Origin of the sequence: Pseudoalteromonas sp. S2755 (assembly GCF_005886535.1) — a bacterium.
GTDB lineage: Bacteria > Pseudomonadota > Gammaproteobacteria > Enterobacterales > Alteromonadaceae > Pseudoalteromonas.
On sequence record NZ_PNDS01000139.1, the window covers coordinates 1 to 15038 of the forward strand.

The following is a 15038-nucleotide window of genomic DNA, read 5'->3' on the forward strand; positions in this document are numbered from 1 at the left end:
ACGCAAAAATTTTGCTATTTAGTTGCTCTAAATAAGAAATTTTTAACACAGTTAGCGTCAGATTTACTCCTTCAAACTGAGCAAGTATTAAGGCTAATTGGTATATGCACTCAAGGGGAATGTATGTTTCGCAATAATAAGAAAAAACTGGCTGTATTAATCAGCCAATCTTTGCTCGGCTCGGTACTTTTTGCACCGGGTCTAGCACTCGCTGAAGAAAGCAATAATCAAAAAGCAGCTAAAGGTGGTGAAGTTGAAGTTATTCAAGTTAGAGGGATCCGTGGTAGCGTTGTTCAATCACTCAATACAAAAAGATACTCTGACGCCATTGTCGATGCAGTAACAGCCGAGGACATTGGCAAATTTCCAGATCAAAACGTTGCCGAATCACTACAACGAATTACTGGTGTTTCAATCACCCGTAGTTTTGGTGAAGGTGAACGCGTTAGTATTCGAGGCACAGGTGAAAGCCAAAACCGGACCTTATTGAATGGTCAAGCCGTTGGTTCTGCGGATTGGTGGACTAACTCAGCGGCGAGCCGTGGTTTTAACTATACGATGTTACCCTCTGAAATCATTTCTGGGCTTGAAGTTTACAAATCACCCGAAGCCGATATTGACGAAGGCTCTATTGGCGGAACCGTGATTGTGAGAACACGTAAACCACTTGATTTAGAAGCAAATAAAATTGCAGGTTCAATTATCGCACAGCACAGCGAAGTGTCAGGTGAAACCGACCCGCAACTTTCCGCTATGTACAACTTTAAGACCGATGATGAGTCTTTTGGCGCCTTACTTTCTGTCGTGCGCCAAGAACGTAACTTACGCCGTGATGGTATTGAAGCATGGTCTTGGACCTATCGTGATATCACACTTGAAGACGGTACCGTCGTCGACAATGTCTACAGCCCTGGCGGTGGTGGCTCAGCTATGTTCTCACAGCAGCGCGTGCGCACGGGTATAAACCTCGCCTTGCAATATCGTCCAAGTGAAAATATGGACATTGTATTCAATGCGTTAGACTCTACGCTTGAAGCCGATAATGAAAACCAAAACTTCCTCTGGTTACCCGGTTACGGCGGCTCACAATACACTGACATTACCGTTATCGACCACCCCGTAGTTGGAAAGATGGCTGTCGGCGGTACACTTGGCTTATCTCCAGATGGGAATAACATTCTGGATGAGACCAAAGTACGTAACTCTGAGCTCAAAACCAAATCGTACGACTTAAAAGTTGAGCATCAAGGGCAACTTTGGGAATCTTCATATCACTTAGGTTACACAGAAGGTTCGGGGGGTTCACAAGCGGATCGCTCCGTTGGTTGGGAAGGCAACTATATTCACAGCTTTGATGCGTCACAAGAGGAAGACGTAAAGACCAGTTACGCTGCCGATCCAAACGATGGTGATAAATGGAATTTAGGCTTTTTACGCTATGACAGCAATGACGCGAAAGATGATGAAACTTACTTTCAAGCCGATTTTAAGCGTCCAATTGATGTTGCTATCTTCAGCCAGATAAAAGTCGGCTTTAAATACCGTGATCACAGTCGTTTTAATACTAAGCACACAACAAACAATCGTACCGACTTAAACTGGAGTCTAGCTGACTACTCTAAAGCCATGCCATCTGATTACCTATCAGGCATAGGCTCATCGGGCACAACGCGCAGCTATGCAATTACTGATTCAGATAAAATACGCCAAGAAGGTGATGCGCTGGGTTGGAATTACCGAGTGTTGAAGGCCAGTACTTTCGATATCAATGAAAAAATTACCGCAGGCTACATTAAAGCGAATCTGGATGCAGATGGTCTACGCGGTAATTTGGGTGTAAGACTTGTGAATACCAAGCAAACCTCATCCGCGTTTGCAGGTGAGTCCGGTGCTGAGGTATGGACAACGGAAGAAAAGGACTACTTCGACATTCTTCCGAGCATTAACTTGGCGATTGACTTAGATGACGATTTGTTAATGCGTTTTTCTGCCGCGCGAGTTATGTCTCGCCCAGATTACGCCGATATGACGGCATCAACTTCATACAACCTAGAAACACAAACTGGCACTGGTGGTAATCCTGACATCGACCCATATCGAGCGACGCAGTTTGATACCGGTATCGAGTGGTACTTTAGCGACGCAGGTCTGTTTTCTGCGGTATTTTTCTACAAAGACATTCAGTCGTTTATCGAGAGCCAACCAGCACTTGAAACTCACGAAGGTAAAGAAGTGCTGATCAGCCGCCCTGTTAATGGGAAAGCAGGCCGCATTCAAGGCCTAGAAGTGGGTTATCAACAAGAGCTATACGAAGGTTTTGGCGTTGCAGCTAACTATACCTATGTAGATGGTGAAGCCAAAGATGATGAAGGTAACGACATCACTATCCCAGGCAACTCTGAGCATACCGTTAACTTGAGTTCTTATTATGAAAACGAATTCATTAGTGCCCGTATCTCATACAACTTCAGAACAGGGTATGATACAGGTCGCGACTGGCCAGGATACATTGACGATTATGGTCAAGTAGATGCCAACCTCACCTATAACTACAATGAGAATGTGGCATTTATTCTTGAGGCCATCAACTTGACGGATGAACATACATTTAGCTATCAGGAAAAGGGAGTTGAGCAGGCACTAACAGGTGTCTATGCCGATGGAAGGCGCTTTAGCGCGGGGGTTAGATTTAACTTCTAACACCGAATAGCGAATGAAACTTTTGCTGCTAAATCTGGTCTTATTAGTCGTAAAGAAATAGTTTCATGACTCGAATTAAGTCGCTTCCAAGCTAACACAGGTTCGACTTAGTAAACTCCCTGCCCGGAGTTCCAAAAAGCTGATAGCGTTTGCTATCAGCTTTTATTATTTAAATTTCCCTTATATTGTGGTTATATAGCCTTTTCAAAATGACCACAGCAACCCCAAAGAGCAGTCCGAGGATGAGTAATCAATAAAATGCGTAACAATCTCATTTCTGGGCTTATTTTTTCATTTTTTCTAAGCATGAGCTGGCTGACAAAAGCCGATCTTTACGATGCTACCCTCGCCTATCAGAATGAAGAGTTCACGCATGCATTTTCTGAATTCAATCGCCTAGCTCAATTAGGTAATGCAGACGCCATGTATAATCTTGGGGTGATGTATTTGTACGGTCAAGGAACCGAACAAAGTGCCGCAAATGCCTTTGCTTGGTTTTCATTGGCTAAAGAATTCGGCATTGCAGAAGCCTTTCAAACTGCGCAACTCGTTTTGCAGCAGTCCGATGACCAGAGTGGTCTAAAGGATTTCGTAACACTTCAAAAAAACCGTTTGGCAGATACCTACTTACTTGATTCAACGCTTGCCCGACTCAAACAACCCAATATCATTTCTACGCCGAGTAAAACTCACGATGTATTGCCTGACTACCCTGATGAAGCCGTACGACAAGGAATTGAGGGCTGGGTTTGGTTAGAGTTTGATATCGACCAAAGCGGTAAGGCAATCAATATTGAGGTCGTAGATAGCTACCCCAAGCATATATTCACCGCTAGCCTGTTAAATGCGGTAGAGAAGTGGCGCTATAGTGGTCCAAAGCAAGCACACACCTTGATTTACCATTTTGCGACGTATAAAGGCGAGCAATACCGCGAAACCTTAGCCATTCAAAAAAAGGCCTACGAAAAACAGCTTAAGCAGAATATCGATGCGGCAGAGCGTGGTGTGGCGCAAGTACAATACTATATTGCTAACTGGTTGAGTATGAAAGATTACAACGCGTATCAGCTACTGCGCTATCACTGGCGATCTGAAGAACCAGAAAATGAATTATATTTAGCCGCAGCCAAAAATGGCTTGGACTTGGCACAATATCGCTTAGCGACTCAGCTTATCAATGTGGGTGAACATCGACTTAGTGTACTTTGGCTAGAACATGCAGCACAAACCATGGATATCGCAAAATATCGCTTAGCAAGATCACTGCTCACAAACGAAGAGCAGCAAGATACTCCACGTGCGCTAAAAGTACTTACCGAGGCCTCGAATAATGGCCATTTGCGCTCCACACTTCTATTAGCAAACACTTATCTAACTCGTCTCAACGACAAACCTCAGGCCAAAACTTGGCTGCGTCATGGTCTCACCATCGATCCCGAACACCCTGAACTGCTGCTACTGTCTGCCAAGCTTACAGATAATCAGATAGAAGCCAAAAAGCTTGCCTCACAAGCATTGAAGTCGGCATCACAGCGAAATTGGAGTAGTAAAGCAATACGCTCATTCCAGCAAAAGCTAGCTAACTAACTTTTTATCTACACTGAGCTTCGTAACATTACTGTCTTCATCGGTCACCGTACTCTAGTAATACAATGTCACTTTCATAGTTGTTGATCCGATTGAATATGACCTGACTGCCATCAAAGCTTGCTAGTACCTGTAACTCGGTAAACCCCGCGTAAAGGTGTAATCCAATTGGTTGAATTTCTTCGACTTTGTTTTCACTACTTAAATAGCGATAAAGCACCAGTTGATGACCTCTTTTCAGCACAAAGTAAACCCCGTCTCGATATACTGCTGGCTGATAAAGAGATAAAGACCCACGTAACTGCTCTACATCAAATGTCTCAGTGAGCGCAGTAATTAGGTATTCCCTAACTTGTTCTTTATACCCCACAAAGCTAGGGTTCTTTTGAGTAAGAGGTAAATCAGGTGAGTGCGTTACCAGAGGTTGCTGCTCACTGCGCCCTTGAGATACGGTAAATTGCCACGCCTGCCATTTTGCTTCCGCCGAGAGCTTCGCTCGATAATACAGGTTTCTACCATCCTGTGACCAATGCAAGTCGGCAATTTCGGCAAAGTTATCAACTACTTTTTTCACCTCTTTAGTAAAAGAGCTTATTAGATACACTTTGTGCGACTTTGATAATACGGCGAGATATTCATTATTAGGCGACAGCAATAGCAAAATAGGCACTTCTCCCATCGGCATCGTACCAAGCAAACTCGACGTTGGCCGAAAAGCATGTTTATGCCACAGCTCAAACTGTGGTGCATCATTATTTTTGGCTGTCACCGAGGCATAAACAAAATGTGCGCCATCATCAGATAAAGCGGCAAGTAGGTCCATTCTAGCGGGCGACGTTAACTGCTTTTGCAGCGCTTCGCCTTGTGCGTCTACAGCAAGCCGATAAAAGTTAATTTCAGCCACGCCCTCAGTGTGCGCCGAAGCACGCAAGTTCGCATTGACATCAATCTCAGATATCGCACCAAATCCGGAGTATAACAACTGCTGCTCACGACCTTTCAGTACACTCAAGTTTTGTTTGGCGATAATAACCGTATCGTCTTGATAACCATGACTCAATGCCGAAAAAGACTGCTTGGAGAGTGTGGTGGTTTGACTTTCAAAATCCCCAAGTTGCCCCAGATTAAGCCGATAAACGCCCTGCTCTTTTACCTGATACAACAGCGTTTGTTGGTTAACTTGATAATGGGTTACATCGCGAATAGGCAACGCCGTAGTGTTGAGCACTTTAGGATAATTCTCCGCAAAAGTGACCGCTACAGATTGCAAATAGGCCCCAGCTTTATCCCAAGACTTAGTGATAAAATGGCCCGCTCGATATTCTAGCCAAGGCGCTGAGTCTTGTGCGCTATTACAGCTGCCAAGCACGCTATCGCGCGCTAGTCGCCACATTTCTATTGGACCTTTCACGTGTAACGCCCGTACTTCACAGGAAACCGGGTCCGAGCGTGAATAAATCAGCCAGTTACCATCTAAAGACCAACTTGCTGACTCTTCACTATAACCGCTGCTTTTTATTGTATGGGTTGTTTTGGTCTCAAGATCATAGACCGCCAAATCAAATTGATCGGCTCCCTCAGCTAAATAGCTGTAGGCTAAATAGTTACCATTTGGAGAAAAGCGCACAAAAACTTCAGCACCCGGTGAGGATGTGATCCGAGTTGCTCTGACGGGCTGCTGTTGCAATTCACTTTGCCATTGCTTGGCAATAAAAACGCCAAGCAAAGTCACCACCAGACCCATAAAAAAACCGAGCAGCGCAAATTGCGCGCCACGCCCGCGAGACAGCTCCTCTACCTGCTCAAGTAGCGTCGGGGCTTTTTTTATTTGTGCAATACATTGATAACCTAGACGTGGTACCGTTTTAATTATTTTTGGCTCGTTTGAACTGTCACCAAGCAGCTTACGTAGCTGTACTACCAGCTGGCTAACAGAGTTATCACTGACGATAGTACCGGGCCATACGATATCTAAGATAGCGTCTCTGGTAACAACCTGTCCCTTGTTAGCAATCAATAGACGCAATAATGCCGCATGCTTCGCTTCGATGCTTCTCCAAGAACCGTCAACACACACAGATAAATTGCTTAGGTCGACAAGTATCTCATTGATTAAAAAACGTTTATCTAAGTTTTCAACCATCAACTACTAAAAATTTGTAAAACTATGGTTAGGCTCGTAATAAAAGCGTATTATGAGTATCAACTAAAGGTAACTTACTCGTATTATAAGTTGAGCACAATGTCAGAATTTCTCATCCGAACAGTTTCTTGTAGCGCATTCTTTATCACAGCTGCAAGTGATGCCGTTGAGCAAAATCAGACAGCTGAAAATACCATAGAACGCATCGAAATCCGTGCCTTCCATGACAGCGTTGTCAAGTCTCTCAGTAATAAACGCCACAATCAACAAGTTTCAGATACGATCAGTGCTGAAGACATAGGTAAGTTTCCAGATAAAAACGTCGCAGAGGCGCTGCAACGGATCACTGGGATCTCACTCTCTCGAGCACAAGGTGAAGGTGAACGGATCGGCGTGCGAGGCACAACCCCCGAGCAAAATAGAACCTATTTGAATGGTCAATATCTCGCCTCCGCTGATTGGTGGATCTCAAGTCAGCCAAGCCGAGGCTTTAATTTTACCTTATTACCCAGTGAAATCGTCTCTAGCCTTGAGGTGTTCAAAACACCACAAGCTATGCAGGATGAAGGGTCATTAGGTGGTGCAATCAATATAAAAACCCGCGACCCTCTGCTTACGCCTTCAGGCTATGGCGTTGTAACGGCCCAGTTCCAATACAGTGACTTGAGCGATAAGCTCGACCCACAATTATCTGCAATTTATAACTACCATAGCAAAACTGGCGACTATGCTGTGCTTTTTACCGCAACACGACGAGATCGCAGCCTCAGACGCGACGGCCTAGAATCGTGGGGATGGCACGATAGGACATTATACCAAGGTGAAGGTGAGACTTGGTATGCCACCCAGCAGACCCCACAAGATAAAAGTCAGACGTTGTGGTTTCCAGGAGGTGGGGGTTCGGCAATTTTTCAGCAGCAAAGAGAGTTGCAGGCTTATACAGTCAATGCCGCGTTTCAGCTTTCCCCACGGCTTAGGTTAAATAGTCACTTACTTTATTCTCACCTAAACGCAGACAACAACAATCAAAACTTTCTCTGGCAAAGTGCAAAGTCTATTGACCTAGGCGGCGGGGTAACCGATTTACATGTACAAGATGGTACTTTGGTGAGCGCCCACTATTTACCTACAGCTGCGCCGTTCAATACCAGCATGGAAGCCATTTGGCGAGATTCGCAGATCAGCACTAAAAGTGCTCATCTAGACTTAGTCTATGACGGTATTTATTGGTCGAGCCAATTTCAAGTAGGTCTAAGCCACGGCTCAGGTGGCACCACAGAAGACATCACGTCACAGTTTTCTGCTAACACCCGCTTTCATGTTGATACGTCAATGCGAAAGAACATCCTCGCAAGTTATGGGATTTCACCGTTAGATGCACCGAGCTGGTTTATCACCGAAGCTCGAAATGACAGCCAAGATGGCAAAGATAAATCATACTTCGCGCAAGCCGATTTTGCGTACGATATCGACTTTAAACAGGTCGACGCGATTAAATTTGGCATTAAACTCAAGGACCATCAACGGGACTTTTTGCGCTATCGCTCCAAAGATGGAGGGCTTGATGGTCTAGCCGGCGAGCTTGGCACTACACTGGCCGCCTATCCGGGCACTTTTGTAGATGATTATTTGCGCGGCGTAGGTAGTGCAAACACCTTAAAAAACTACAGTTATGCCGATATTAGGCTGCTCGCCAAAGACTTCGATACGCTCAATTTTGAACAAGAGATAGAAAAAGCCAGTCGTTTTTATATTACAGAAAAAACCGCCGCCGCTTACGGTCAAATGCAACTCGCTGGTGAAGCCTATGCTGCCAACATAGGGATCCGGATGGTCAAAACCTTTCAAGACTCTGCCGCATTTAAACGTGTCGCCTCCCCCATCGAAGCACCCGACAGCTATGTTTGGCATGAAGAATCTCGGGATTACATCGATATTCTACCCAGCGCCAATATCAAGTTTGACTTAAGCGAAAGTCTGGTTGGCCGTTTTTCCGTTGCGCGCGTCATGTCACGAGCGCAATTTCATCACCTTATGCCCTCAACTAATTACAACGTAACTCAAGCTCAAGGACAAGGTGGTAACGCCAGCCTAGATCCATATAGAGCAGCGCAGTTTGATGCCAGCCTTGAATGGTACTTCGACGACGCAGGACTCGCTTCTATCGCTTTATTTAACAAAGATGTGGAGTCCTTTATTGAATTTGAGCGAAAGCTTGAGCGTCATGAAGGCGTTTTGATGTCTATCGATAGGCCCAGTAACGGCGCTGGCGGCAGCATCCGTGGCGTTGAACTAAGTTACCAGCAAACACTTGCGTACGGGTTTGGGTTAATTGCCAATTACACCTACGTTGATGGCGAACGTGACAATGCTGATGTTGACTTACAGGACAAAGTGCCAGGCACCTCAAAACACAGCGCTAACTTCACCACTTACTACGAGAACCACCAATTTAGCGCACGGCTTAGCTATAATTATCGAACCCAATTTGCCACCGGTGTCGGCGAGACCATGATGGATAATTACGGCCAATTAGACGGCAGCCTCACGATGAAATTAAGCGATAACCTCGATGCGCAATTTGAGTTTATTAATTTAACCGACGAACAAATCTATACCTATGATCGCAATGAGTACGCACCAACAGGGATATATGTGAATGGTCGGCGCTACTACGCGGGGCTAAGATACCAATTCTGATTTGCATGATAACTGCGCCTGTACAAACCCTAAAAATAGGTCCAGTTTTGCAGAGTGCTCTCGTTTCACTTTATATATGGCATGCAAAGTTACTTCGGGCCTATTTTGCTCGGGGAACAGCTCAACCAAAGCACCCGAATCAATATCTCGTTGGCAGAAATAAGAAGGTAGCATGGCAATCCCCAATCCTGCCAACACCGCCTCTCGAATGTGAAAGCGACTATTCGCTATCAAATTGCCTCGCAAAGCGTAACTCCGGATTCCGTCATGCCAACTATCCTCAACATGATTAAGTCTAGATAACAACATGTTATGCCGACTCAGCTCGTCCAACTGCTCAGGTTTCCCATGTGCCGCCAAATAACTGGGAGCGGCAACAAAAGTCGAGTTTATATTGATTAATTTCAAGACATAAAATTGACTGTCTTTGAGTGCAGCAGACAACCTAAAAGCCACATCAATCTCATCTTCGATTAAATCCTGATTTGCTGCGGTAAACATCAGCTCTAACTTTATTTGTGGATAGCGCTTTTGAAAATCGATACAGATTTGGCTCAGTAGCATACGCCCTATCGTATTTGGAAAGGTTATTTTTAGGTGACCAGATTGATGCACTCCAACCTGTTCGACTTCTTCTTCCAAATCGCGTAGCGCGCGAAGGATCTTTTTCCCTTTTTCATAAACCAACTTACCGGCATCAGACAATGCGAGTTTACGGGTTGTTCGATTTAAAAGTACTTGTCCATAAGACGACTCTAGCTGAGCTATCGATTTACTCACCGCTGATGTCGTGGTACCGAGCTGCTCTGCAGCTCGACTAAAGGAGTGTTGCTCAGCGACACAACATAATATTTTAAGTAAGTGAAGTTTATCGTATTCCTTTCTCATTATTTCCTCTTAGGAAAAAGTCTTTACACCAAATGAATATATATTAACTAAAAATAAAAAGTAAACTTAACTAAAAAGAAAACAAAGGACATCAACATGATCACCACGTCGTGCCACTGCGGCCAGATCCACTATCGTATTTTCACCACGACAACAGCCAACGAAATATGCTCTGGTGTGCAGTTTATTCAGGCCCACGGTCTTATCGAAAACCCTTGTAAATCTCTCGAACGATTTGTGGTGCCGCATTCGAAAGATCAAACCATCCAAGAGCATGGTTTTTGCAAACACTGTGGTGCTTCTATCTACATTATGGATGACGAAGGCAACATTTCGTATGCACTTAATCACCTAATGCCATTTCAGGCTGATTATTCAGGCGCGCTGATTTTTGGCCTATAAAAGATAGCGGTTTTGCTTTATCAGACTTAACCGACAATTAATCGCAAACATTGGTTTTTATTCTGGTGACAAGTAGAATGCCTAAACACTTCATCTTGAAGTTACAACAAGTGAATGAAAATTTAGGATAAATAATGAAACTACTTAAGTCTGCTTTGGCTTTAGCAATGGGCTTCACCAGTGCTGCAAGCCTCGCAAGCGATACCATCACTATTGAAGACATCCCAAAGATCCAATCGGTAAGCTCAACGTCGGTGAGTCCTGACGGCGAACTCGTTGCTTTTACTCGCTCGGTACCGCGCGAGCTCTACGTTGACCAAAATGGTGCTAATTACAGTGAACTTTATGTGGTTGACGACGAAGGTGTAGAGCGCCCATTTATCACCGGTAAAGTGAGCATCTCAAGCATCTCTTGGTCAGCCGACGGTCAGTTCATTTATTTCCTAACCAAGAAAAAAGAAGACAAGCAACGCGCCCTTTATCGCATCGCGGTAAACGGTGGGGAAGCACAGAAAGTACTTTCACTAAAAGGAACTGGGATCTCGGCTTATAGCCTAAGCCCTGACGACAAGCAGGTTGCAATCCTTGCAATGCCAGCTGCCGATAAATCAGAAAAAGAGCTGAAAAAGCTTGGTTTTATGGCTGAAGTGTATGAACTGGGTTTAAAAAACAAACAGCTTCATATCATTGATCTTGCAGCATCAGAAAAACCGCTAACTCCAGCGGCACTGAGCATCGAAGGCTATGTGAGTGAAATCAACTGGGCTGACGATGCCTCTAAATTACTGGTAAAAACGCAGCCAACAGCGCTCATTGATGACAAGTATATGAAGTCACAATGGCATGTACTTGATGCGAAAACACAGCAAATTACCACGTCATTCAAGACAGAAGGTAAGCTTGGTACTGCAGAGTTTTCTCACGATGGTAAATACATCGCGATTTTAGGCGCTGAAGATAAGCATGATCCCGCAACTGGTCGCTTATACCTTGCCGATGCACAAAGCGGCAAAGTAGAAGAGTGGATCCCGAACTTTATGGGTCACATCGGTGACTTTGAGTGGTCAAACCGCAAAAACCAGCTGACCTTTGTCGCAAACGTCGGCGCTGAAAGTTTTGTTGGCCAAATTAAAGTTGGCTCAAACAAATACAAGAAACTTATCAAAGAAGGTAAGTTTATTGCATCGAATCTATCTATCTCTGATTCAGACAAAACCATTGCCCTACGTGCAAACACCGCTAAGCACCCAAATGAGGTGTTTATGATCCGCTCGAGTAAAGCAACTCGTCTATCGAACTCTAACCCATGGTTGGATAACAAGCGTTTTGCAAAGCAAGAGGCAATTAACTTTAAAGCCCGTGATGGTGTTGAAATTGGTGGCGTATTAATTTATCCACTTGATTATCAAGAAGGTACACGTTACCCACTGATCATGTCAGTGCACGGTGGCCCAGAAAGCCACGATAAAAATGGTTGGCTAACAAGTTATTCAGATCCAGGTCAAATGGGTGCGGCACGTGGCTATGCGGTATTCTATCCAAACTACCGAGGTTCGACAGGCAAAGGCGTTGATTACTCAAAACTTGGTCAAGGCGACTACGCAGGTAAAGAGTTTGACGACTTAGTAGATATGAAAGAATACCTAGTCAATACAGGTTTAGTAGACACTAAACGTGTTGGTATTACTGGTGGCTCTTACGGCGGTTATGCCTCTGCTTGGGGGGCTACAAAACTCACTGAGCACTTCGCAGCAAGCGTGATGTTTGTTGGGGTAACTAACCAACTTTCTAAGTTTGGTACTACCGATATCTCAAACGAAATGTACTTAGTGCACGCTCGCTCTTACCCTTGGGATAAGTGGCAGTGGTACCTAGAGCGCAGTCCAATTTACTGGGCTGGTCAATCGAAGACGCCATTACTAATTATGCATGGTAAAGATGACCCTCGTGTACACCCAGCGCAATCTATGGAGCTATATCGCTACATGAAAGTGCAAGGTAAAGACGTACGTCTAGTTTACTATCCAGGCGAAGGTCACGGTAACCGCAAAGCAGCGGCTCAATACGATTACAGCTTGCGCTTGATGCGCTGGATGGACAACTACCTAATCGAAGGCAAAAAAGACATGCCAGATTATGAAATTGACCACGCGGCGAAGCTAAAAGCCGTTAAAGACGCAAATAAATAAGTAAGCAGCTTATCGTTTGGGGGCGCGAATTTGCGCCCTTTTTTATCAAGGAAAAAGATATTGCAATTAACTACAATCCAACTCGACACCGAGCGATTCACACTTAGACCCTTAACCACCGAAGATGCCGAAGCGCTATTTACCATATTTTCAGACGCAGACGTCATGCGCTATTGGAACACACCACCTTGGGATAGCCTTGAGGATGCAACACAATTTATCATGCAATCACACGAAGATTTAACTACGCAACAAGCGATCGCACTGGCCATTGTTTCAAAAAGCGATGAAACAGTAATTGGTAAATGTTTACTGTTTAGCTGGGATAAAGAGTCACGTCGCGCCGAAATTGGCTTTGGTATTGCCAAATCTCACTGGGGGCAAGGTGTCATTCAAGAAGCGGCCTCTGCACTCATTAACTATGCTTTTTCAACACTACAGTTGAGGCGTATTGAAGCAGAGGTTGATCCCGCTAATATTGGCTCAGCCAAAGTACTCACAAAGCTTGGATTTACTAAAGAAGGCCACTTACGCGCTCGCTGGGAAATCGCTGGCGAAGTTTCAGACTCAGCACTCTACGGCTTACTTGCGAGCGATTTAAACTAAGCAAAGTGATAGCCTTTTCCCTAAATTAACGTTAGTTACTCACGACAAATCAGCGACATTCCTAATGTCGCTTTGAAAAATAACCATCAATACACTCTATCAACTAAAGCACTTTGACTTTTTACATTCCGCAGTTAACATAACATACCCAAAAAAGAAACAGCCACTCAACTTATCTTGAATTAGAAAATCTACTTTGTTGATCTCACTACTTAAGGAAAGCAAAATGATAAAAAATGCAGTCGTGCTAGGACTCATCTTTAGCGCCCATACCCTCGCCCTTGACCTCGAGAATACATACCCAACCGCTGAAATAAAATACTTGGATGACGGCACTGAAATCTCTGTGCCTTTTCATGTCAAGGGAGAAGCAACCAGTGCAGTCCTCGGTTTAATTAATGCAAAACGAGCAAAACGATTCCTGTGGAATGACGGTTGGAAAGTTGTTACACCAAAATGTGATGGTAAAAGCTCCGGAAAAGGTATTGCGGCTTTTTACACTCAAAAAATCACAGAAAGTCCAGCAGGTGCATACAACGAAACGGTCGCGACGTTTTTTATTCAACGCAGAAATGCACCAGATCTCGATTTACCTTGTCCAAGCGACCTGAACTCCCTCGAAGCACAAGTAAACTATGCAATGGCTGCATTTACAACTATCACTGCAGCCAATGCTGAAAAGCAGTCGATGGGACTCCCTCACGACTACGCCTCATTCAATTTTCATTTGATGTTGGACAACACAAAAGCGGTTGAGGCTGGTGAAATATGGGGTTACCCCAAACAATTGGCTCAAGTTGACATCACCCTTAGTGAGAACACACATCGTCTCGAGCTGGCCAAGAAAAATGGTAAGCCTTTGCTCAGTGCTGAATATCAGCGTAAAATTGGTACAAACACGCCACTGTACTCGGTCGGTGACAACGTTGTGCCCAGCTTTAACCTTCCCGATGAATCTAAGATCCCTCAACTAAGTGGCGTATTGACCTCTGCTAGTGGCTGGATCTTGCCTTTCGTTGGTAAGTTTACGATTCACTCACCAAAAAGTGTCACCACGCGATTTTTACGCAAAACGCAGTTTACTCCTATCGCGGTATTAGAATTCACTAACGTTGAAGGCGTTGCGCTACCACTTTACGATAAATAACGTTATTAGTATAGGCAGAGGCTTAACGGCCTCTGCATTTTAATTACCTTTGCTTGTATTGCGTTTTGCAGTATCCGCGATTTACCGCTTTGCTTCTAAGTTTACTATGCTTTGTATTACGGCCATTTACTCGTTGCCGCCATAGCTTAAAACTACTGGATTTTAGGCTACAACGCATCAACTTGATCACGTCAGGCTCGCTAAGCTCAAACTGTCGCTCGATAGCTTCAAATGGCGTTCTATCCTCCCACGCCATTTCTATTATCCTGGAAATTTCTGAGTCACTAAATTGCACTTGCTTTGTCTTGTATTGATTAAAAGCAAAGATACGTAGCGAGTAGCTCGTTCGATTAAAAATACTTACGGCCGACCACTATCCCTATGGCAATGCCGATAGGCAAGGCATACATGATTTGCCCAGATGCTACGCCCACCGCAGTACCGATCCCAACTCCGACAGCAATCCCCAAACCAACTTTTCGATTAGTACTTTTCTTATCACATTGCATTGACTGTTCCATCATCTAAACCAGAAGTTAATCTGGCAAAGTCATGAAGTTATGTAAACCACCTTAAAAAAATAATACCTATTTAACCTGAGGTTTGGATAAGGAATGTTCCAACTCATTGTTGCTAAAGCACAACTTAGTTTTCTCCTTGTCTAGCCAGAGCGTAT

General features: G+C 44.4%; 11 protein-coding genes. 7 read left to right on the top strand and 4 right to left on the bottom strand.

Annotated elements, in window-relative coordinates:
* The first annotated feature begins 123 nt into the window (after positions 1-123).
* Both CWC03_RS19735 and CWC03_RS19740 read left to right on the top strand, forming a co-directional pair.
* A complete protein-coding gene (locus CWC03_RS19735; RefSeq protein ID WP_138583330.1) occupies positions 124-2700 on the top strand; it encodes a TonB-dependent receptor in 2577 nt (858 codons plus the stop codon).
* A gap of 258 nt (positions 2701-2958) precedes the next feature.
* The gene (locus CWC03_RS19740) at positions 2959-4287 is read left to right on the top strand and encodes a TonB family protein (RefSeq protein WP_138583331.1); all 1329 of its coding nucleotides are present in this window, start codon (positions 2959-2961) and stop codon (positions 4285-4287) included.
* A gap of 37 nt (positions 4288-4324) precedes the next feature.
* On the opposite strand, the gene CWC03_RS19745 is transcribed toward CWC03_RS19740, so the two are convergent.
* On the bottom strand, positions 4325-6430 hold the full coding sequence (locus tag CWC03_RS19745) for a winged helix-turn-helix domain-containing protein (protein WP_138583332.1): 2106 nt from the start codon (positions 6428-6430) through the stop codon (positions 4325-4327).
* 99 nt (positions 6431-6529) lie between these two features.
* On the opposite strand from CWC03_RS19745, the gene CWC03_RS19750 reads away from it, so the two are divergent.
* Positions 6530-9130: a TonB-dependent receptor gene (locus CWC03_RS19750; protein WP_138583333.1), complete on the top strand. Its 2601-nt coding sequence runs from the start codon at positions 6530-6532 to the stop codon at positions 9128-9130.
* Here CWC03_RS19750 and CWC03_RS19755 read toward each other — a convergent pair.
* A complete protein-coding gene (locus CWC03_RS19755) occupies positions 9113-10018 on the bottom strand; it encodes a LysR family transcriptional regulator (RefSeq protein ID WP_138583334.1) in 906 nt (301 codons plus the stop codon). The two genes, CWC03_RS19750 and CWC03_RS19755, sit on opposite strands and share 18 nt — an antisense overlap.
* Before the next feature lie 96 nt (positions 10019-10114).
* On the opposite strand from CWC03_RS19755, the gene CWC03_RS19760 reads away from it, so the two are divergent.
* The 4 genes from CWC03_RS19760 (at position 10115) to CWC03_RS19775 (ending at position 14362) form a co-directional block, all read left to right on the top strand.
* The gene (locus tag CWC03_RS19760; RefSeq protein WP_138583335.1) at positions 10115-10420 is read left to right on the top strand and encodes a hypothetical protein; all 306 of its coding nucleotides are present in this window, start codon (positions 10115-10117) and stop codon (positions 10418-10420) included.
* A 134-nt stretch (positions 10421-10554) separates the two neighbouring features.
* Positions 10555-12609: a S9 family peptidase gene (locus CWC03_RS19765; protein ID WP_138583336.1), complete on the top strand. Its 2055-nt coding sequence runs from the start codon at positions 10555-10557 to the stop codon at positions 12607-12609.
* Positions 12610-12669: 60 nt separating this feature from the next.
* Entirely contained in the window at positions 12670-13215 is a 546-nt protein-coding gene (locus tag CWC03_RS19770; RefSeq protein WP_138583337.1) for a GNAT family N-acetyltransferase, read from the top strand.
* A 226-nt stretch (positions 13216-13441) separates the two neighbouring features.
* A complete protein-coding gene (locus CWC03_RS19775) occupies positions 13442-14362 on the top strand; it encodes an acetoacetate decarboxylase family protein (RefSeq protein ID WP_138583338.1) in 921 nt (306 codons plus the stop codon).
* A gap of 43 nt (positions 14363-14405) precedes the next feature.
* Here CWC03_RS19775 and CWC03_RS19780 read toward each other — a convergent pair whose 3' ends face one another.
* Positions 14406-14657 (bottom strand): TIGR03643 family protein, encoded by a 252-nt coding sequence (locus CWC03_RS19780; protein WP_130165958.1) that lies wholly within the window; start codon positions 14655-14657, stop codon positions 14406-14408.
* Between the two features lie 55 nt (positions 14658-14712).
* Entirely contained in the window at positions 14713-14871 is a 159-nt protein-coding gene (locus CWC03_RS23550) for a glycine zipper domain-containing protein (RefSeq protein ID WP_171040289.1), read from the bottom strand.
* Positions 14872-15038 lie beyond the last annotated feature (167 nt).

Bases quoted from the DNA above. Each gene is read 5' to 3' on its own strand.
- CWC03_RS19760 (WP_138583335.1), top strand. From the start codon at position 10,115: ATGATCACCACGTCGTGCCACTGCGGCCAGATCCACTATCGTATTTTC.
- CWC03_RS23550 (WP_171040289.1), bottom strand. From the start codon at position 14,871: ATGCAATGTGATAAGAAAAGTACTAATCGAAAAGTTGGTTTGGGGATT.
- CWC03_RS19755 (WP_138583334.1), bottom strand. From the start codon at position 10,018: ATGAGAAAGGAATACGATAAACTTCACTTACTTAAAATATTATGTTGT.
- CWC03_RS19740 (WP_138583331.1), top strand. From the start codon at position 2,959: ATGCGTAACAATCTCATTTCTGGGCTTATTTTTTCATTTTTTCTAAGC.
- CWC03_RS19735 (WP_138583330.1), top strand. From the start codon at position 124: ATGTTTCGCAATAATAAGAAAAAACTGGCTGTATTAATCAGCCAATCT.
- CWC03_RS19745 (WP_138583332.1), bottom strand. From the start codon at position 6,430: ATGGTTGAAAACTTAGATAAACGTTTTTTAATCAATGAGATACTTGTC.
- CWC03_RS19750 (WP_138583333.1), top strand. From the start codon at position 6,530: ATGTCAGAATTTCTCATCCGAACAGTTTCTTGTAGCGCATTCTTTATC.
- CWC03_RS19775 (WP_138583338.1), top strand. From the start codon at position 13,442: ATGATAAAAAATGCAGTCGTGCTAGGACTCATCTTTAGCGCCCATACC.
- CWC03_RS19765 (WP_138583336.1), top strand. From the start codon at position 10,555: ATGAAACTACTTAAGTCTGCTTTGGCTTTAGCAATGGGCTTCACCAGT.